At 66.2% G+C, this 20,336-nt stretch carries 13 protein-coding genes; 6 read left to right on the forward strand and 7 right to left on the reverse strand.

What is annotated here, in order from left to right; translation table 11 throughout:
* Nucleotides 1–87: 87 nt before the first annotated feature.
* The 4 genes from prpF to prpB all read right to left on the reverse strand — a co-directional run bounded on the left by prpF (nt 88) and on the right by prpB (nt 6,296).
* Nucleotides 88–1,281, reverse strand: a complete 1,194-nt coding sequence (prpF, locus tag CRO39_RS10285) for a 2-methylaconitate cis-trans isomerase PrpF (protein WP_097121857.1) — start codon at nt 1,279–1,281, stop codon at nt 88–90.
* 96 nt (nt 1,282–1,377) lie between these two features.
* The gene (gene acnD / locus CRO39_RS10290; protein WP_097121858.1) at nt 1,378–3,996 is read right to left on the reverse strand and encodes a Fe/S-dependent 2-methylisocitrate dehydratase AcnD; all 2,619 of its coding nucleotides are present in this window, start codon (nt 3,994–3,996) and stop codon (nt 1,378–1,380) included.
* Between the two features lie 111 nt (nt 3,997–4,107).
* A complete protein-coding gene (prpC, locus tag CRO39_RS10295) occupies nt 4,108–5,262 on the reverse strand; it encodes a bifunctional 2-methylcitrate synthase/citrate synthase (protein WP_097121859.1) in 1,155 nt (384 codons plus the stop codon).
* Between the two features lie 131 nt (nt 5,263–5,393).
* On the reverse strand, nt 5,394–6,296 hold the full coding sequence (prpB, locus tag CRO39_RS10300; RefSeq protein ID WP_097121860.1) for a methylisocitrate lyase: 903 nt from the start codon (nt 6,294–6,296) through the stop codon (nt 5,394–5,396).
* Nucleotides 6,297–6,446: 150 nt separating this feature from the next.
* Between prpB and CRO39_RS10305 the strand changes: the two genes are divergently transcribed.
* The gene (locus tag CRO39_RS10305) at nt 6,447–7,664 is read left to right on the forward strand and encodes a citrate synthase family protein (protein WP_097121861.1); all 1,218 of its coding nucleotides are present in this window, start codon (nt 6,447–6,449) and stop codon (nt 7,662–7,664) included.
* Between the two features lie 6 nt (nt 7,665–7,670).
* On the opposite strand, the gene prpE is transcribed toward CRO39_RS10305, so the two are convergent.
* Nucleotides 7,671–9,572, reverse strand: a complete 1,902-nt coding sequence (gene prpE, locus CRO39_RS10310; protein WP_097121862.1) for a propionate--CoA ligase — start codon at nt 9,570–9,572, stop codon at nt 7,671–7,673.
* 151 nt (nt 9,573–9,723) lie between these two features.
* Here prpE and CRO39_RS10315 point away from each other — a divergent pair, with 151 nt between their 5' ends.
* Nucleotides 9,724–10,818 (forward strand): acyltransferase family protein, encoded by a 1,095-nt coding sequence (locus tag CRO39_RS10315; RefSeq protein WP_097121863.1) that lies wholly within the window; start codon nt 9,724–9,726, stop codon nt 10,816–10,818.
* 48 nt (nt 10,819–10,866) lie between these two features.
* Here the strand turns inward: CRO39_RS10315 and CRO39_RS10320 are convergent, their stop codons facing one another.
* Both CRO39_RS10320 and CRO39_RS10325 read right to left on the reverse strand, forming a co-directional pair.
* On the reverse strand, nt 10,867–11,853 hold the full coding sequence (locus CRO39_RS10320; RefSeq protein WP_097121864.1) for a malate dehydrogenase: 987 nt from the start codon (nt 11,851–11,853) through the stop codon (nt 10,867–10,869).
* A gap of 223 nt (nt 11,854–12,076) precedes the next feature.
* Entirely contained in the window at nt 12,077–12,571 is a 495-nt protein-coding gene (locus tag CRO39_RS10325; RefSeq protein ID WP_097121865.1) for a peptidylprolyl isomerase, read from the reverse strand.
* A gap of 106 nt (nt 12,572–12,677) precedes the next feature.
* Here CRO39_RS10325 and typA point away from each other — a divergent pair, with 106 nt between their 5' ends.
* The 4 genes from typA (at nt 12,678) to CRO39_RS10345 (ending at nt 20,331) form a co-directional block, all read left to right on the forward strand.
* Nucleotides 12,678–14,507: a translational GTPase TypA gene (typA, locus tag CRO39_RS10330; RefSeq protein ID WP_097121866.1), complete on the forward strand. Its 1,830-nt coding sequence runs from the start codon at nt 12,678–12,680 to the stop codon at nt 14,505–14,507.
* A 15-nt stretch (nt 14,508–14,522) separates the two neighbouring features.
* Complete coding sequence (locus tag CRO39_RS10335) at nt 14,523–14,993, forward strand: DUF2127 domain-containing protein (RefSeq protein ID WP_097121867.1); 471 nt, start codon at nt 14,523–14,525, stop codon at nt 14,991–14,993.
* Between the two features lie 52 nt (nt 14,994–15,045).
* A complete protein-coding gene (locus tag CRO39_RS10340; RefSeq protein ID WP_097121868.1) occupies nt 15,046–16,677 on the forward strand; it encodes an amidase in 1,632 nt (543 codons plus the stop codon).
* Between the two features lie 135 nt (nt 16,678–16,812).
* Nucleotides 16,813–20,331 (forward strand): bifunctional diguanylate cyclase/phosphodiesterase, encoded by a 3,519-nt coding sequence (locus tag CRO39_RS10345; RefSeq protein ID WP_097121869.1) that lies wholly within the window; start codon nt 16,813–16,815, stop codon nt 20,329–20,331.
* The last annotated feature ends 5 nt before the right edge of the window (nt 20,332–20,336 follow it).

A 20,336-nucleotide genomic window follows, 5' to 3' on the forward strand; every position in this document is an offset into this window, starting at 1 on the left:
TGACGCAACAGGCCGCGCACGGCCGCGCAACCCTGCACGTTGCTTCGTGCAGACCTCCTGACGCCCGTGCGGGCGCGCCGGCTTACGTCAGAACGAATCGCCCGGCACGCGCACCACGCCTTCCATCAGCACACGGGCGCTGCGGCTCATGATGGCCTTGGTCGCCGACCACTGGCCATCCGCCAACTTCAGTTCCGCGCCGACACGCAAGGTGCCGGACGGGTGACCAAACACCACCACCTCACGCGTGCCGCCCCCGGCCGCGGCATTGACCACCGTGCCGGGCACGGCGGCGGCGGCGGCGATGGCGACCGAGGCGGTTCCCATCATCGCGTGGTGCAGCTTGCCCATCGACATGGCCCGCGCCAGCAGATCGATGTCGGCCGCGCGGACCGGCTTGCCGCTTGATGACAGGTAGTCCTTCGGCGGCGCGACGAAGGCGATCTTCGGCGTCAGCGGGCGTGCCGCCGCCTGTGCGGCATCCGCCACCAGGCCCATCCGCACTGCACCGTGGGCGCGGATCGCTTCCAGCTTCGCCAGTGCGGCCTTGTCCTCGTTGATGGCACCCTGCAGCTCGGTGCCGTCGTAACCCAGTGCGGCGGCATCGACAAAAACCACCGGCACCCCGGCATTGATCATCGTGGCCCTGAAGATGCCTACGCCGGGCACGTCGAGATCGTCGACGAGGTTGCCGGTCGGGAACATGGCCCCCCCTCCTTCGCCTTCACCCTCGTCGGCGGGATCGATGAACTCCAGTTGCACTTCCGCCGCCGGGAATGTCACCCCGTCCAGTTCGAAATCGCCGGTTTCCTGGACTGCACCATCGGTCACCGGCACATGCGCAACGATGGTCTTGCCGATGTTGGCCTGCCAGATGCGCACCGTGCACAGGCCGTTCTCGGGAACGCGCGCCGGATCGATCATGCCATTGGCAATGGCGAACGGACCGACCGCCGACGACAGATTGCCGCAGTTGCCGCTCCAGTCGATGAAGGCATCGTTGATCGGCACCTGGCCGTACAGGTAATCCACGTCATGCCCGGGCTGCGCGGATTTGGCGATGATCACCACCTTGCTGGTGCTGGACGTCGCCCCACCCATGCCATCGGTGTGCTTGCCGTAGGGATCGGGCGAACCGATCACCCGCAGCAGCAGCGCATCGCGCGCCGGCCCAGGCGCCTGTGCGCGCGCGGGCAGGTCCTCCAGGCGGAAGAACACGCCCTTGCTGGTGCCGCCGCGCATGTAGGTGGCGGGGATGCGGAGTTGGGGGGGATGGCTCATGGCGGGGTATCGAACTTGAAGAGAATGGTTGAAGCACACAATGAAGCCGCTGGACAACCGGATCCGGAGCCCGCGTCGTGGCAGGGCCGAAGCCGGTCAGGCGGCCTTGGCGGCATCCAGGAAATCCTGCGCGAAGCGCTGCAGCACGCCGCCAGCCTCGTAGATCGAGACGTCCTCGTCCGAATCCAGCCGGCAGATCACCGGCGCCTGCGCAGTCGTGCCGTCCTTGCGGCGGATGACCAGGGTCAGTTCGGCGCGCGGCGTACGTTCGCCAATCACGTCAAAGGTTTCGCTGCCGTCGATGCCCAGCGTCTTGCGGGTGGTGCCGGGCAGGAATTCCAGCGGCAGTACGCCCATGCCGATCAGGTTGGTGCGATGGATACGCTCGAAGCCCTCGGCGACGATCGCTTCCACGCCCGCCAGGCGCACGCCCTTGGCCGCCCAGTCGCGCGAGGACCCCTGGCCGTAGTCGGCGCCGGCGACGATGATCAGCGGCTGCTTGCGCGCCATATAGGTTTCGATCGCCTCCCACATGCGCATGACCTTGCCTTCCGGCTCCACCCGCGCCAGCGAACCCTGCTTCACGCTGCCGTCCTGGTTGCGCACCATCTCGTTGAACAGCTTGGGATTGGCGAACGTGGCGCGCTGCGCGGTCAGGTGATCGCCGCGATGGGTGGCGTAGGAATTGAAGTCTTCTTCCGGCAGGCCCATCCTGGCCAGGTATTGGCCTGCGGCGCTGTCCAGCAGAATCGCATTGGACGGCGACAGGTGATCGGTGGTGATGTTGTCCGGCAGTACCGCCAGCGGACGCATGCCGCGCAGCGCGCGTTCGCCGGCCAGCGCGCCTTCCCAGTACGGCGGGCGGCGGATGTAGGTGCTCTGCGGCCGCCAGGCGTACAGCGGTTCCACCTTGCCACCGTGCTCCACGCGCACATTGAACATCGGCTCGTAGACCTTGCGGAACTGCTCGGGCTTGACGCTCTGCCTGACGATGGCATCGATCTCTTCGTCGGCGGGCCAGATATCCTTCAGCGTGATGGCGTTGCCCTGCCCGTCGTAACCCAGCGCATCCTTTTCGATGTCGAAGCGCACCGTGCCGGCGATGGCGTAGGCGATCACCAGCGGAGGCGAGGCCAGGAAGGCCTGCTTGGCGTAGGGATGGATGCGGCCGTCGAAGTTGCGGTTGCCCGACAGCACGGCAGTGGCATACAGATCGCGCTCGATGATTTCCTGCTGGATCTGCGGGTCCAGCGCGCCGCTCATGCCATTGCAGGTGGTGCAGGCGAAACCGACGATGCCAAAGCCCAACCGCTCCAGCTCCGGCAGCAGGCCGGCATCCTCCAGGTACAGCTGCACCGCCTTCGAACCGGGCGCCAGCGAGGTCTTCACCCATGGCTTGCGCACCAGACCCCTGGCGTTGGCATTGCGCGCCAGCAGGGCGGCGGCGATGACGTTGCGCGGGTTGCTGGTGTTGGTGCAACTGGTGATGGCGGCGATGATCACCGCGCCATCCGGCATCAGGCCCTGCGCTTCCTCGCCCCTGCCCGCCTCCAGCTTCGCTTCGTCGGCGATGCCGCGTTCGGCCAGCGCGCTGGTCGGCAGCCGCTTGTGCGGATTCGACGGCCCGGCCATGTTGCGCACGACCGTGGACAGATCGAACTGCAGCGTGCGCTCGTACTGCGCGGTCTTAAGCGCATCGGCCCACAGGCCGGCGGTCCTGGCATAGGTCTCCACCAGTGCCACCTGCTCGTCGCTGCGGCCGGTCAGGCGCAGGTAGTCCAGCGTGTTGCCGTCGATGAAGAACATCGCTGCGGTGGCGCCGTACTCGGGCGCCATGTTGGAGATCGTGGCGCGGTCGCCGATGGTCAGCGCCGCGGCGCCTTCGCCGCGGAATTCCAGCCAGGCGCCGACGACCTTCTGCGCACGCAGGAACTCGGTCAGCGCCAGCACCACGTCGGTGGCGGTGATGCCCGGCTGCGGCCGTCCGGAAAGTTCGACGCCGATGATGTCCGGCAAGCGCATCCACGACGCGCGGCCCAGCATGACGTTCTCCGCCTCCAGCCCGCCCACGCCAATGGCGATCACGCCCAGCGCATCGACATGCGGCGTGTGGCTGTCGGTGCCGACGCAGGTGTCGGGAAACGCGACGCCTTCCTGCACGTAGATCACCGGCGACATCTTCTCCAGGTTGATCTGGTGCATGATGCCGTTGCCGGGCGGGATGACATCCACGTTCTGGAAGGCGCGCCGGGTCCACTCGATGAAGTGGAAGCGGTCCTCGTTGCGGCGGTCCTCGATGGCACGGTTCCTGGCGAAGGCCTCCGGGTCGTAACCGCCGCATTCCACCGCCAGCGAGTGGTCGACGATCAACTGCACCGGCACCACCGGATTGACCTTGGCCGGATCCCCGCCCTGCTCCGCAATCGCATCGCGCAGCCCGGCCAGATCCACCAGCGCCGTCTGCCCCAGGATGTCATGGCAGACCACGCGCGCCGGGAACCAGGGAAAGTCCAGATCGCGCCTGCGCTCGATCAGCTGCTTCAGCGACTCGGTCAATGCCGCCGGGTCGCAACGGCGCACCAGGTTTTCGGCCAGCACGCGCGAGCTGTAAGGCAGGGAGGCATAGGCGCCGGGCTGGATGGCATCGACCGCAGCCTCCGCGTCGAAATAGTCCAGCGAGGTGCCCGGCAGGGGTTTGCGATATGAGCGGTTCATGGCTTGGCTACGTGGCAGGTGCGAGCGTGGCTTGGCGGGTGGCGGCGGGCCCGCCGCTGTTGCCCGAAGGGATGGATGGGGGCCGCATGGCCCCGCACCCGGGAGCGGCTTTCAGCCGCGCTGTTCGATCGGCACGAAGGCCAGGTCTTCCGGCCCGGTGTAGTTGGCGCTGGGGCGGATGATCTTGCCGTCGATGCGCTGCTCGATGACGTGCGCGCTCCAGCCGCTGGTGCGGGCGATCACGAACAGCGGCGTGAACATCGCCGTCGGCACGCCCATCATGTGGTAGCTGACCGCGCTGAACCAGTCCAGGTTGGGGAACATCTTCTTGATGTCCCACATCACCGATTCCAGCCGTTCGGCGATGGCGTACATCCTGGTGTTCTGCTGCTCCTCGGACAGGTCCCTGGCCACCTGCTTGATCACCTGGTTGCGCGGGTCGCCAACCGTATAGACCGGATGGCCGAAACCGATGACCACCTCCTTGCGTTCCACCCGCGCCTTGATGTCGGCCTCGGCCTCGTCCGGCGTTTCGTAGCGCTTCTGCACTTCGAACGCGACCTCGTTGGCGCCGCCATGCTTGGGGCCGCGCAACGCGCCGATGGCGCCGGCGATGCACGAATGCATGTCGCTGCCGGTGCCGGCGATCACGCGCGCGGTGAAGGTCGATGCATTGAACTCATGTTCGGCATAGAGAATCAGCGAGGTGTGCATGGCGCGCACCCACGAATCGCGCGGCTTCTCGCCGTGCAGCAGATGCAGGAAGTGGCCGCCGATGGAATCGTCATCGGTTTCCACATCGATGCGCTTGCCGTTGTGGCTGAAGTGGTACCAGTACAGCAGCATCGAGCCCAGCGAGGCCATCAGCTTGTCGGCGATATCGCGCGCGCCGGGATGGTTGTGGTCGTCCTTCTCCGGCGATACGCAGCCCAGCATCGACACCCCGGTGCGCATTACGTCCATCGGGTGCGCTGACGGCGGCAACTGTTCCAGCGCGGCCTTCACCGCGGCCGGCACGCCGCGCAGCGCCTTCAGCTTGGCCTTGTAGCCGGCCAGTTCGGCGCGGCTGGGCAGCTTGCCGTGCACCAGCAGGTAGGCGATCTCCTCGAACTCGCTGCTGGTGGCCAGGTCCAGGATGTCGTAGCCGCGGTAGTGCAGGTCGTTGCCGGTGCGGCCCACGGTGCACAGCGCGGTATTGCCGGCGGCGGTGCCGGACAGGGCGACGGATTTTTTGGGTTTGAAAGCGGGTGCGGACGGTTCTGTCATCTCTGGTCTCCCATCAAAAGCGTTTTCGACACGGATAAGCACGGACAGGGACACCGGAAAGAACGCTTCGAGCGATTGTCTCGAACGACCGTCCCGGGCGATCGCTCTATCCGCGTCGGTGCCTGTCTAGATCATTTCTTCGCTGCGAACAGCGCGTCGAGCTTCCGCTCGAAGTCGTGATAGCCGATGCGCTCGTACAGCTCCTCGCGCGTCTGCATGCTGTCGACCACATTCTGCTGATGGCCGTCGCGGCGGATGGCGGCGTAGACGGCTTCGGCCGCCTTGTTCATGGCGCGGAATGCCGACAGCGGGTAAAGCTGTATCGCCACACCGACCGAAGCCAGTTCCTCGCGGGTGAACAGCGGCGTCTTGCCGAACTCGGTGATGTTGGCCAGCACTGGCACTTTCACCGCATCGACGAACCGCCGGTAGGTGGGCAGGTCGTAGGCGGCCTCGGCAAAGATGCCGTCGGCTCCGGCTTCGACGCAGGCGATGGCGCGCTCGATGGCCGCGTCCACGCCTTCCACCTGGATGGCATCGGTACGCGCTATCAGGAAGAACGCCGGATCGGTTTTCGCATCGGCAGCCGCTTTCACCCGGTCCACCATCTCATCGGCCGGCACGATTTCCTTGCCCGGGCGGTGGCCGCAGCGCTTGGCGCCCACCTGGTCCTCGATATGGCAGGCGGCAGCGCCGGCCTTGATCAGCGACTTGACCGTGCGCTCGATGTTGAACGCACTGGGCCCGAAGCCGGTGTCGATGTCGACCAGCAGCGGCAGATCGCAGACATCGGTGATGCGGCGCACGTCGATCAGAACGTCTTCCAGCGTATTGATGCCCAGGTCCGGCAGGCCCAGCGATCCGGCGGCCACGCCGCCGCCGGACAGGTAGATCGCGCGGTAACCGGCGCGTTTGGCCAGCAGCGCGTGATTGGCGTTGATCGCGCCGATCACCTGCAGCGGCGATTCGGCAGCGAGCGCGGCGCGGAACTTCGCTCCCGGGGAAGCGGCGACGCCAGCGGATGCGTTATTCATGCAACAGGACTCCTCTTGAGCGGCGTGTGCGCCCCGGCCTGACCCGCCGGGGCAGTAGAGGTGCGCGAATGGTACGCCCCTCGGCGGGCGCCAATCTGGCAGCATCCCATCCATTGATCAATCTTGATCCAATCAATCAATATATCCGGCATGGACACCGACCTGCTTTCCGCCCGCGAGACCTGCCGGCTGCTCGGCATCAGCCAGGCCACGCTGTACGCCTATGTCAGCCGTGGCCTGCTGGAATCGCGGCCCGGCCCCGATCACCGTAGCCGGCTGTACCCGCGGCAGGACGTGGAACGGCTGGCACAGCGCAAACGCGCCGGCCGCGGCGCGGCACGCGGCGCAGCCCAAAGCCTGGACCGCGGATTGCCGGTGCTGGAGACGCAGATCTCGCTGATCCGGCCGGATGGGCCCTATTACCGCGGCCGCTCCGCGGTGGAAGCGGTGCGGACCGGCGCCACGCTGGAAGACATTGCCCGGCTGCTGTGGGACTGCGGCGAGCACGATCCCTTCGCCGTCGAGGTCGATGGCAACTGGCCGGCCACGGTCGCCACGATAGCCGGCAACGAACGCCTACCGCCGCTGGCCCGTGCCATGGCCGCCATCCCGCTGCTGGCGCTGGATGTGCAGCACTCGTTCAACTCGGCCCCACGCGTACGCCATGAAATCGCCGCCGCGCTGCTGCGCCACAACGCCGCCCTGCTGGTCGCGCAGCCGCCGTTCGCCGGCCCGGTGCATCGGCTGCTGGCGCAATGCTGGAAGCCGGACGACGAAGGTTTCGCCGAACTGGTGCGCGCCGCGCTGGTCGTCTGCGCCGATCACGAATTGAACGTGTCGGCGTTCGCGGCGCGCGTGGTGGCCTCCACCGGCGCGCACCTGCACGCCACCGTGTGCAGCGGCCTGGCTGCATTGTCCGGCCCGCGCCATGGCGGCGCGACCGCGCGCGCCTATGCTCTGATTGCCGATGCGCGCGAGGCCGGCTCGGCACGCGACTTCATCGCCATGCGCTGGCAGCGCGGCGACGACCTGCCCGGTTTCGGCCACGCGATGTATCCGCATGGCGACCCGCGCGCCGCGGAACTGCTGCCGCGGCTGCGTGAACTGCATGCGGGATCGCCGATGCTGGAATCGCTGGAAACGATCATTGCCGCCACCGAGGACATCAGCGGCCAGCGGCCCAATATCGATTTCATGCTGGCTGCGATCTGCCACGCCAACGGATTGGCCGCCACGCCGGCGCTGGTCATGTTCGCGGCGGGACGACTGGCCGGCTGGCTGGCGCATGCGCTGGAACAGCAGGCGCAGGGCCGGCTGATCCGGCCGCGCGCCCGCTATGCCGGCGTGGCGCCAGCGGAGCCCGCATAACGCGCGTCAGCTGCCGACTTCGGGCCCGCGCAGCAGCGCCTTTTTCACTTCTTCCAGCGAGTTGGGGTCATCCAGCGTCGACAGGTCGCCCGGATCGGTGCCCTGCGCCAGCGCCTGCAGCGAACGGCGCAACAGCTTGCCCGAGCGCGTCTTCGGCAGCGCATTGACGATGTACACCCGCGCCGGCCGCGCCACCGCGCCCAGGCTCTGCTCCACCACCTGGCGCATGCCGTTGGCAGCGGCGACCCGCTCGTGCGGTTCGTCGGTGTTCTGGCGCAAGGTGGCGAACACCACCGGCACCTGGCCCTTCAGTTCGTCGTACACGCCGATCACGGCGGCTTCGGCCACGCCGCCATAACCGGACACCGACTCCTCGATTTCGCGCGTGCCCAGGCGGTGGCCGGCGACATTGATGACATCGTCGGTACGCCCCAGGATGAAGGTGTAGCCGTCTTCGTCGCGGATCGCCCAGTCCAGCGAACTGTACAGCAGTTCCTTGAAATGGCTGAAGTAGCTGCTGATGAAGCGTTCGTCGTCGTTCCAGATGGTGGTCATGCAACCCGGCGGCAGCGGCGGCTGGATCACCAATACGCCCTTGGTATTGGCGGGGACTTCTTCGCCGGTGGCCTCGTCGATGATCTTCATCCGGTAGCCGAGGTTGGGGAATCCCGGCGAACCGAACTTCACCGGCTTCATGTCCAGCCCCGGCAGCAGCGAGAGCGCCGGCCAGCCGGTTTCGGTCTGCCAGTAGTTGTCGATGATGGGCTTGCCCAGGGCGTCGTGGATCCAGTTGGCGGTCGGCTCGTCCAGCGGTTCGCCAGCCAGGAACAGGTACTGCAGCTTCGACAGATCGTGATTGCGGATGAAGCCGACATCGTGTTTCTTCAGCACACGGATGGCCGTTGGCGAGGAGAACATCGTGCGCACGCCGTACTTCTCGCACAGCGACCACCAGATGCCGGCATCGGGATTGATCGGCAGGCCTTCGTACAGCAGCGACGTGCAGCCGCCGATCAGCGGTCCGTAGACGTTGTACGAATGGCCTACCGCCCAGCCGACGTCCGAGGTGGAAAACATCGCCTGTCCAGGCGCGCAATCGAAGATCGTGCGCATGGACAGCGCCAGCGCCACCGCATAGCCGCCGACATCGCGCTGCACGCCCTTGGGCTTGCCGGTGGTGCCGGAGGTGTACAGCAGGTAGCTGGGCTCGTTGGATTCCAGCCATTCCACCGCGACTTCCGCATCGCCCACTTCGGCGCGCAACGCGGCATAGTCCTCGTCGCGTCCCGGCACCTTGGGTTGGGCTGCGTCGAGACCGCGCGAAACGATCAACACCTTCGGCGGCGGCGATACCGATTCCGCGCAGGCCTGATCGACCAGCGGCTTGTACGCGATCACTTTGCCGCCGCGCATGCCGGCATCGGCGGCGATCAGCAGCTTCGGCTGCGCATCGTCGATGCGCAGCGCCAGGTTGTGCGCGGCGAATCCGCCAAACACCACCGAGTGCACCGCACCGATGCGCGCGCAGGCAAGCATCGCGAATACCGCCTCGGCCATGTTGGGCATGTAGATGACCACCCGGTCGCCACGTCCGACGTCGAGCCGCTTCAGGATCGCAGCGAAAGCATTCACTTCGCGGTACAGCTCGGCATAGCTGATTTCGCGGGTGACACCGGTTTCGGTGGAGATGGCGACCAGCGCCAGCTGATCCGAACGCGCGGCCAGATGGCGGTCCACCGCGTTGTAGCAGAGGTTGGTTTGCCCGCCGACGAACCAGCGCCGGAACGGCGGGTTGGAATAATCCAGGATCCGCTGCGGCGGCTTGTGCCAATGGATGGCCTTGGCCTCCTCGCCCCAGAACGCCTCCGGTTGCTCCACCGAACGGCGATAGACGTCTTCGTAAGCCATGGCAACCTCCCAGGTTCAACCGGTGCCACCAGCATAGCCCTACGCGAGGGCACCGGCCTTCCTACCTTGGTCGCAGGGCGGCTGCGACCTTACGGATTGCACTCCCTCCCCAGGTCGGCGCTACACTGCCGCCGCCCCAAGGAGCCTCACTGTGACGGATCGCCATTCCATATTCGCCTCGCTGCAAGTGCTACGCGCGGTTGCAGCCCTGTTGGTCGTGCTGTTTCACCTGCGCATCGTCGAAGCGAAGCTGGGGGCGGAAGCGCTCGTGCTGCCGAGCGCATTGCGGTTCGCCGACGGCGGCGTGGATTTGTTCTTCGTCATCTCCGGCTTCGTGATGGCAATCATCACATCGGGGCAGTTCCGTTCGCCGTTCAACGCAGCCCGTTTTCTGGGCCGTCGCCTCTGGCGCGTCGTGCCGCTGTATTGGTTCTACACCACAGCAGTTCTCGCTCTGATGGCTTTGCTGCCGGCGGCAGTGAATACGTCCTATGCGGATCAGTCGGTCTGGGCGTCCTACCTGCTGTGGCCCCAACCTCAGTTGCCTCTGCTGACGGTGGGATGGACCCTGATCCACGAGGTCTATTTCTATCTGGTGATCGCCGCTGCAGTCGCCGTACTTGGCGAGCGGAGCTTTCTATGGTTCCTGCTTGCGTGGGGGCTTCTGGTGGCAGGCGCACAGCCAAGTTGGGAAAGTATCCATGCGCCCTGGGCGCAGGTCGCATTGAATCCGATGACGCTGGAATTCATTGCGGGCGCGCTGGTGGGGCGCTACTGGCGAAGTATCCCTTGGTTCCTGACCAGACTCTCCCTGCCCCTGGGTATCATCGGGCTCATCGGCGCGATGATGTTGCTGGATCGGCTGGCCGGTCCAACTGGCTCACTTCCATCGCCCTACCCAATCTTGCGCACACTCCTGTTCGGTCCTGCCAGCGTGCTGTTGGTGCTTGGTATGGTGGCATGGGAACGCGATCATCCACATGCAATGCCTCGCTTCCTGGTCCTTCTGGGCGACAGCAGCTATTCGTTGTATCTGTCCCACGTTTTTGCGCTGTCGGCGATAGGCAGGCTGTGGCAGATGCTGGGGCCGACTTACTCGCCTTGGCACCACGCGCTGTTCGCCGGTACCGCGGTGGCCGCCAGCATTGCGATAGGCCTAGTGTCCTACTTCATGCTGGAGCGCCCTCTGCTGTATCAGGCCAGGACATGGTTGCCGCGCTTGGCACCATCCTCGCCGATTGCATGAAAAGGGGCGGCCATGGCCGCCCCTTCTTTTACAGATTGCGTGATGCGGTCAACCCAACAGATGCGCCACGCCGGCGCGCTCTTCTTCCAGCTCGGCCAGGGTCTTGTCCATCGCGGTGCGGCTGAACTCGTCCACTTCCAGGCCTTCGACGCGGGTGTATTCGCCGTTGGCAGTGATCACCGGCACACCGTAGATCACGCCTTCGGGAATGCCGTAGCTGCCATCCGACGGCACGCCCATCGTCACCCACTTGCCGTTGCTGCCCAGCACCCAGTCGCGGATGTGGTCGATGGCGGCGTTGGCGGCCGACGCGGCCGAGGACAGGCCGCGGGCTTCGATGATCGCCGCGCCGCGCTTGCCGACCTGCGGGATGAAGGTGTTGGCATTCCAGTCTGCGTCGTCGATCTTGTCCTTCAGCGAGGCGCCGCCGGCGGTGGCGAAACGGTAATCCGGGTACATGGTCGGGCTGTGGTTGCCCCACACGATCAGCTTTTCGATATCGCCGACGGCCACCCCGGCCTTGTTGGCCAGCTGGCTCAGCGCGCGGTTGTGATCCAGGCGCAGCATGGCGGTGAAGTTCTTCGCCGGCAGGTCCGGGGCGGATTTCATGGCGATGTAGGCGTTGGTGTTGGCCGGATTGCCGACCACCAGCACCTTGACGTTGCGCGAAGCGACCTTGTTCAGCGCGGCACCCTGCGCGGTGAAGATCTTGGCGTTCTCCAGCAGCAGGTCCTTGCGCTCCATGCCCGGACCGCGCGGACGCGCACCGACCAGCAGCGCCACATCGGCATCCTTGAACGCCACTTCCGGGTCGTCAGTGCCAACCATGCCGGCCAGCAGCGGGAACGCGCAGTCTTCCAGCTCCATCATCACGCCCTTCAGCGCGGCCTGGGCCTTGTCGATCGGCAGCTCCAGCAACTGCAGGATGACGGGCTGGTCCTTGCCGAGCATCTCGCCGGAGGCGATACGGAACAGCAGGGCGTAACCGATCTGGCCGGCGGCGCCGGTGACTGCGACACGAACGGGGGATTTCATTACGGGATATCTCCGATTGGGGAAGATGCCGGCGCGGGAGAAGCCCGGCCAAGTAAGGCCCCCGGTTCCGTCTCAAGCCACGGAGCCAGGGCCGCTACAGCAGGAAATTTTAACATGCCGGCCCCGGCCGGCCGGCTCGCCAATAGTCGCAGGAGTCGTCCGGCTGGCAGGCGGGTGGCGCTGCACGGCCCGGCGCAATCCCGGCCGGACCGGCCCCGCCGCCTCAGGCGCTGAGCTGGCGGTTCCACTCCGCCACACGATCGGCCTGCGCCGCCAGCACGGCCTCGGCATCGCCTTCGATGGTCAGCTTGTTGATCACGTCGCCCTGGACCACCGCATCGACCACATCCAGGCCTTCCAGCACCTTGCCGAACACGGTGTGCTTGCCGTCCAGCCAGTCGGTCTTGATGTGGGTGATGAAGAACTGGCTGCCATTGGTATTGGGGCCGGCATTGGCCATCGACAGCACGCCGCGCTCGTGGCGTACGCCGTTGTTGGTCTCGTCCTCGAAACGGTAGCCCGGGCCACCGCGGCCGGAGCCTTCCGGGCAGCCGCCCTGGATCATGAAATCGGGGATGACACGGTGGAAATTCAACCCGTCATAGAAGCCGCGCTTGGCCAGGTTGACGAAGTTGGCCACCGTCAGCGGGGCCTTGTCGGGGTACAGCTCGACCTTGATCGGGCCGCGGGAGGTATCGAAAGTGGCGGTCAGGGACATTTTTTAACTCCGTATTCACATCCGGGCCCGGGAGCGGGCGTTAACCCGCTATAATACGCCCCATTCCTCCCCAAGCCTCGCGTGCTTTCCGGCGCGCCTTTTCCGCATGTCCATCCAGAACCTCCGCAATATCGCCATCGTCGCCCACGTCGACCACGGCAAGACCACCCTCGTCGACTGCCTGCTCAAGCAGTCGGGCACCCTGTCCGAACGCACGGTGCTTGCCGAGCGCGTGATGGACAGCAACGACCAGGAAAAGGAACGCGGCATCACCATCCTGGCCAAGAACACCGCCATCACCTGGCAGGGCAACCGCATCAACATCGTCGACACCCCCGGACACGCCGACTTCGGCGGCGAGGTCGAGCGCGTGCTGTCGATGGTGGACTCGGTACTGATCCTGGTCGATGCGATGGACGGGCCGATGCCGCAGACCCGCTTCGTCACCCAGAAGGCGTTCGCGATGGGCTTCAAGCCGATCGTCGTGGTCAACAAGATCGACCGCCCCGGCGCGCGTCCGGACTGGGTGATCGACCAGGTGTTCGACCTGTTCGACAAGCTGGGCGCGACCAACGAGCAGTTGGACTTCCCGATCGTCTACGCCTCGGCGCTGCACGGCTATGCCAGCCTGGACGATGCCGCCCGCGAGGGCGACATGACTCCGCTGTACGAAGCGATCATGAAGCATGTGCCGCCGCCGGAAGTGAACCCGGACGGTCCGTTCCAGATGCGCATCAGCCAGTTGGACTACAACAACTTCGTCGGCCTGATCGGCATCGGCCGCATCCAGCGCGGCAAGGTCAAGAAGAACCAACCGGTCAGCATCGTCGACCGCGAAGGCAAGAAGCGCCAGGGCAAGGTCCTGCAGGTCCTGGGCTTCATGGGGCTGGAACGCATCGAAGTCGAGGAAGCCGAGGCCGGCGACATCGTCGCCATCTCCGGCGTTGCCGATCTGAGCATCTCCGATACCGTCTGCGCGCTGGACGCGCCGGAAGCGCTGCCGGCGCTGACCGTCGATGAGCCGACCATCAGCATGACCTTCCAGGTCAACAACTCGCCGTTCGCAGGCAACAAGGACCTGTCCGGCGGCAAGTTCCTGACCAGCCGCCAGATCCGCGAGCGGCTGGAACGCGAAACGCTGCACAACGTCGCGCTGAAGGTCGAGGAAGGCTCGGACCCGGACAAGTTCCTGGTCTCCGGCCGCGGCGAACTGCACCTGTCGGTGCTGATCGAGACCATGCGCCGCGAAGGCTTCGAACTGGCGGTGTCGCGTCCGGAAGTCATCATCAAGGAAATCGACGGCAAGCTGATGGAGCCGGTCGAACAGTTGGTCGTCGACGTGGAGGAAGTCCACCAGGGCGGGGTGATGGAGAAGCTGGGCATCCGCAAGGGCCAGCTGAAGAACATGGAGTCCGACGGCAAGGGGCGGGTACGCCTGGATTACATGATTCCGGCCCGCGGTCTGATCGGTTTCCAGAACGAATTCCGTACCCTGACCCAGGGGTCGGGCCTGCTGTTCCATGTGTTCGACCACTACGGTCCGAAGGAACAGGGCGCCATCGCCAAGCGCCAGAACGGCGTGATGATCGCCAATGCCGCCGGCACCACCCCCGCCTATTCGCTGGGGCCGCTGGAAGAGCGCGGCAAGCTGTTCGCCGCCGAAGGCGACAACGTCTACGAAGGCCAGCTGATCGGCATCCATTCCAAGGACAACGATCTGACCGTCAACGCGATCAAGCCCAAGCCGCTGACCAATATGCGCGCCTCGGGCAAGGACGACGCCATCAAGCTGACCCCTGCCATCAAGTACACGCTGGAACAGGCGCTGGATTTCATCGAGGACGACGAGCTGGTCGAGGTCACTCCGAAGGAAATCCGCCTGCGCAAGAAGTTCCTCAGCGAAAGCGACCGCAAGCGCGCCAGCCGCGCCGCCTGATCGTTGCTTCCGCGAATGGGCGAGGCAGCCTACAACCCGGATCCGCAGGCGCATCCGGGACTGCACCTGATCGCCGTGTTCGAAGGCGCCAAGGGCCTGCTTGCCCTGGCCACTGCGGCGGGCCTGGCGCTGCTGGGCCCGCAACCGCTGCGGCGCTGGGTGGAGGACCTGATTACCCGCCTGCACCTGGACCCGCAAAACGGCGTCCTGCCGCGCTTGCTGAATGCCATCAACCCCGAAGCGGTCCACTGGGCGGTCATCATCGCGCTGGTCTATGCGCTGATGCGGCTGGTGGAGGCCTGGGGGCTGTGGCGGACCCGTGTCTGGGCCTCGTGGCTGGGTTGCATCGGCTCGGCCGCCTACCTGCCGCTGGACCTGTACGCGCTCTATCATCACCACGGCTGGCACACCTGGACGCTGCTGTTCGTCAACCTGTTGGTGGTGGCCGTGCTGTGGCGCGACATCGTCAAGCGCAGAAGTAATTGACGGCGCCCGGCGCGGCTGCGTAGCCTGCCAAGCTACTCACCGGGGATCGAAAATGCGGCCACTCGCGCTATTGCTTGCCCTGACGTTTGCGCTGACCGCCTGCGACCGCGAGCCCGCGCCAGCCGCAGAACCCGCGCCCCCCGCAGCCGCGACCGCACTGGTGCCGCCCACCGATTTCCTGTTCGCCGAAATGGATATCGCGGATCTGCAGGCACGCATGCGCGCCGGCGAACTGGACAGCCGCACCCTGACCCAGGCCTACCTGGACCGCATCGCCGCCATCGACAAGGCCGGTCCGCAGCTCAATGCGATCATCGAAATCAATCCCGACGCGCTGAAGGAAGCGGCGCTGCGCGACATCGAACGCAAGGGCAATGCGGTACGCGGTCCGCTGCATGGCATCCCGATCCTGCTGAAGGACAATATCGACGCCACGCCTATGGTGACCTCCGCCGGCTCGCTGGCGCTGCAGGATTTCCGGCCCAAGACCGACGCCTTCCTGGTGCGCCGCCTGCGCGAGGCCGGTGCGGTGGTCCTGGGCAAGACCAATCTCAGCGAATGGGCCAATTTCCGCTCTACCCGTTCCACCTCCGGCTGGAGCGCGCGCGGCGGCCAGACCCGCAACCCCTACGTGCTGGACCGCAATCCCTGCGGGTCCAGTTCCGGCAGCGCGGTCGCGGTGTCGGCCAATCTTGCCGCCGCCGCCATCGGCACCGAGACCGACGGCAGCATCCTGTGCCCCGCCGCCGTCAACGGACTGGTGGGACTCAAGCCCACCGTCGGCCTGGTCAGCCGCAACGGTATCGTGCCCATCTCGCACAGCCAGGATACCGCCGGCCCGATGACCCGCAGCGTGGCCGACGCGGCGCTGCTGCTGACCGTGCTGGCCGGACGCGATGTGGCCGATGCCGCCACCACCGGGTCGGCCTGGAACGTGACCCTGGACTACCACGCCCGGCTCAGGACCGACGCGCTGAAAGGCGCACGCATCGGCGTGTTGCGCAGCAAGTTCGCCATCCATCCGGATGCGGCAATGGCGATGGAGGCGGCCATCGAAGTGCTGCGCGAAGCCGGCGCGACCGTGGTCGACGCCGAGATACCCACCGACGGCCAATGGGACGACGCCGAACTGGAATTGATGCTGTACGAATTCAAGGTCGGGGTGGAACGCTACCTGGGCAACCACGATGCGCCGCTGAAGACGCTGCCGCAGCTGATCGGTTTCAACCAGCAGTACCGGACCTCGGAAATGCCCTACTTCGGACAGGAATTGTTCGAGATGGCCAACGGCAAGGGCGGGCTGGGCGACCCGGCCTATATCGCCGCGCGCAGCCTGGCGCGCCGGCTGGCCGGCCCCGAAGGCATCGATGCCGCGTTGAAGGCGCAGAAGCTGGATGCGCTGATCGCGCCGACCACCGGTCCGGCATGGCCGACCGACTACGCCAACGGCGACCGGTTTCCCGGCGCAGGTTATGGCGCCGCCGCCGTGGCCGGCTATCCCAGCCTGACCGTACCGATGGGGCATAGCGATGGCCTGCCGCTGGGCATCGTGTTCATGGGTACCGCCTGGAGCGAACCGCGGCTGATCGAGCTGGGCTTTGCCTACGAACAGCTGACCCGCGCGCGCAAGCCGCCAGAGTACTGGCCCAGCCTGCAGAAGCCGGCCCGCCCGGCGGCAAACTGAGCCTGCCCCTGGCACGACCGCCGGCCTTGCCGCCGCCTCCGGCGGGCGCCCGCGGCAGCGGTTGGTCGACCAGCGAATTGCGGCGTAGGATGGCGCCGGGGGACACCTGGCAAGCGGCGGGGGTATGCTGAAAGCATGGACGTGAATCCGGACCGCGCTTCGGAATTGCGGGCCCTGAGCGGCACGCGCCGCGGTGCGGCCGGACGATTGCGCCGGCTCGATACGCTGGCCTGGTGCGTGCTGGCGCTGGCGGTCCTGCTGTCCTTGTGGCTTGGCTATGTCGGCTGGCAACAGGCGCGCGACAGCGCCAAGGCGCAGTTCGACGCCCGTGCCGCCGCAGCGGCGACCGCCATCGCCACCCGGATGCATGCCTATGAGGACACGGTGCGCGCCGCAGCGGGCGCTCTGGAAGCGCGTTCGCAGATCGACAACGCCAATTTCCATGCCTTCGTCGACAAGCTGCAGATCCCAAGCCGCCAGGCCGGCGTGCACGGGCTCGGATTCGCCCGGCTGGTCGCCGGCCAGGAGCGCGACGACTACCTCGCCGCACAGCGCGCCAGTTACGGCGACAGTTTCGATATCCATCCTGCGGGCGAACGCGAACGCTACGTTGTCATCGATTTGCTTTACCCGGATCTGCACGGCATGCGCAGGTTGCTGGGCAGGGATCTGCTGGCCGAACCGGCGCGCCGTGCCGCTGTCGAGCAGGCGCGCGACACCGGCGAACTGGCGGCCGCGCCGCGCGTGGTGTTGGCCGATGCGGCAGCCGGTTCGCCGGAGGCGTACGGTTTCCTGCTGTTCGCGCCGGTGTACTCCGTGCCGCTGGCGCCGCAGTCCAGCATCGGCCAGAAGCAGGCCTCGCTGCGCGGCTTTGCCGTCGCAGGCTTTGGCTGGAAACAGGTCATCGAGCAAGCGCTGGGTACCGGGTACCCGCAGTATTTCGATCTGCAGCTGGGTTCCGGCCAGCCCGGCGAACCACCGGTATTCGAAAGCCGCGCGCTGCGCCAGCAGCATGGTGCGGCGATGCGGCCTGCTTTCTCTCATACCGCGCAACTGCAGTTCTTCGGCCGCTCGTGGCCATTGCAACTGGAATCGCCGCCGCTAGGGGCGGCGGTGACCGGCATCCCCACCCTCCTGTTGCTGGTCGCCGGCGGCATCGCGTTCGGCATCCTGCTGTTCGCCCTGCTGCGCAATCTGGCCCGCGCCGACCACCGCAGCCGGGCGCTGCTGGATGCGGTTGCCGATCATCTGCCGGCACTGATCGCCTACATCGACCGCAATGGCATGTACGGTTTCGCCAATCGCGCCACCCGCGACTGGTTCGGCTCGACGGTCGGCTGGAGCGGCCGCACGCTGGAAGACGTGCACGCCGACACTCCTGCCTTCCGGGAAGCGCTGCAGCGAGCCATGGCCGAATGCACGCCCGAGCATCTGGCCGCCTGGCAGGCGGAAATCGGCCATCCGCCACGGCCGGTGCAGGTCTATCTGGTGCCGGACCTGGAGAAGGACCAACAGATCTCCGGCTGGTACCTGATGGCCAGCGACAACAGCGAACAGCAGCGCGCCAACCGCGAACTGGCATTGGCCCGCGATCATCTGCAGCGCATCACCGACAAGCTGCCGGCGCTGATTGCGCAGTACGACCGCGACGAGCGGGCCGTCTTCTTCAACCGCGCCTGCGCGGACACGGTTACCTGGCAGCAACCCTACCGGCCGGGGATCGCCATCATCGAGCTGTTCGGGGAAGAGGCCTACGCCAGGCGCAAACCGTACATCGATGCGGTCCTGTCCGGGCGCGATGTCGACTTCGAAACCTCGTTCATGGGGCCGGAAGGATTGCGCAGGATGCACACCTACTACACTCCGGACATCGACGATGCCGGCCGGGTCAACGGCTTTTTCGTGATGTCGATCGACGTTACCGAAAAGGTCCGCCTGGAAACCGCGCTGTACAACGCCAACGAGCGCGCCGAAGTCACCCTGACCTCCATCAGCGAGGCCGTCATCACCGTCGATGTCGGCCAGCGCGTGACCTATATGAATCCGGCCGCCGAGGCGCTCAGCGGCTGGCCCTTGGAACGTGCGCTGCACCAGCCGCTGGACCAGGTGGTACCGCTCAGCCAGGTTACCGACCTGAGCCAGCACGACGGCCCGCACCCCAGCGCAATGATGGGCGACACCGAACTGCGGCGCCTGGACGGCCGGCGCATCCTGGTTGAACGCTCGCTTTCGCCGCTGCACGACCGCGACGAGGCGATGATCGGCTCGGTACTGGTGCTGCGCGACATCACCGAGGCGCGCGCGCTGAGCTCGCGCATGGCCTATCTGGCGCATCACGATTCGCTGACCGGGTTGCCCAACCGGATGCAGCTCAACGAAACGCTGGCGCAACTGATCAGCTGCGCCACCAACCGCGGCAACGGCGTGGCGGTGCTGTTCATCGACCTCGATCTGTTCAAGCACGTCAACGACGCTCTGGGTCACCATATCGGCGACCAGTTGCTGCAGCAGGTGGCGCGCCGGATCCAGCGCAATATCGGCAATCTGGGCAGCGTCTACCGGACCGGAGGCGACGAATTCGTCGTGCTGCTGGACAACGTGCTGACCCGCGACAGCGTGCTGCAGATGGCCGACCGCCTGCTGGCGATCGGCGGCACCCCCTACACCGTCGCATCGCACGAGCTGCACCAGGCTTTCAGCATCGGCATCAGCCTGTTCCCCGACGACGGCTACGACGCGGCCACCCTGATGATGCGCGCCGACGCCGCGATGTACCTGGCCAAGCGCAGCGGACGCAATGCCGCGCGCTTCTATACCCGCGAACTCGCTGCCAGCGTCGATGCCCGCATCGAGCTGGAAAACAGCCTGCGCCGCGGTCTGCGCAACGGCGATCTCTGCCTGCACTACCAGCCGCAAGTGGACCGGCACAGCGGCAGGATCGTCGGCATCGAAGGGCTGGCACGCTGGCAGCGCGGCGACCAGCTGGTGCTGCCGGGCGAGTTCCTGCCGATCGCCGAGGAAACCAACCTGATCGTCGACATCGACCACTGGGCGATCCGCGCGGCCTGCCGGCAGAATCGCATCTGGCAGCAATCCGGCCTTCCGCCGGTGCGGGTTTCGGTCAACATCGCCGCCGCCAATTTCGATACCGACCTGCTGCTGGATACCGTGATCGCCGCACTGGAAGACAGCGGCCTGGCGCCGGAATTCCTGGAACTGGAAGTCACCGAGACCACCATCATGCGCGATGTGCAACGCACCGACCGCATCCTGCGCGCGCTCAAATCGCTGGGCGTGCGCATCGCCATCGACGATTTCGGCACCGGCTTCTCAAGCCTCAGCTATCTCGGCAACTACGGATTCAATGTGCTGAAGATCGACCAGTCGTTCGTGCGCGACGTCACCGAGCCCAACCAGGGCGCGATTACCCGCGCAATCATCGGCCTGGCCAGCCAGTTGCAATGCCGCACCATCGCCGAAGGGGTCGAAACCGAGGCGCAGGCAGCCTGGCTGGCGAGCAACGGCTGCGACGAGATGCAGGGCAACCTGTTCAGTCCGCCGCTGCCTGCATCCGAATGCGCCAGATTGCTGGCGCGCAACACCATCTGGACGATTCCCCGCCAGCAACGGACGCTCACGGCGCACTGGTCATGAGCGCG

The sequence above is a fragment of the Pseudoxanthomonas wuyuanensis genome, assembly GCF_900215535.1.
GTDB classification, from domain to species: domain Bacteria; phylum Pseudomonadota; class Gammaproteobacteria; order Xanthomonadales; family Xanthomonadaceae; genus Pseudoxanthomonas_A; species Pseudoxanthomonas_A wuyuanensis.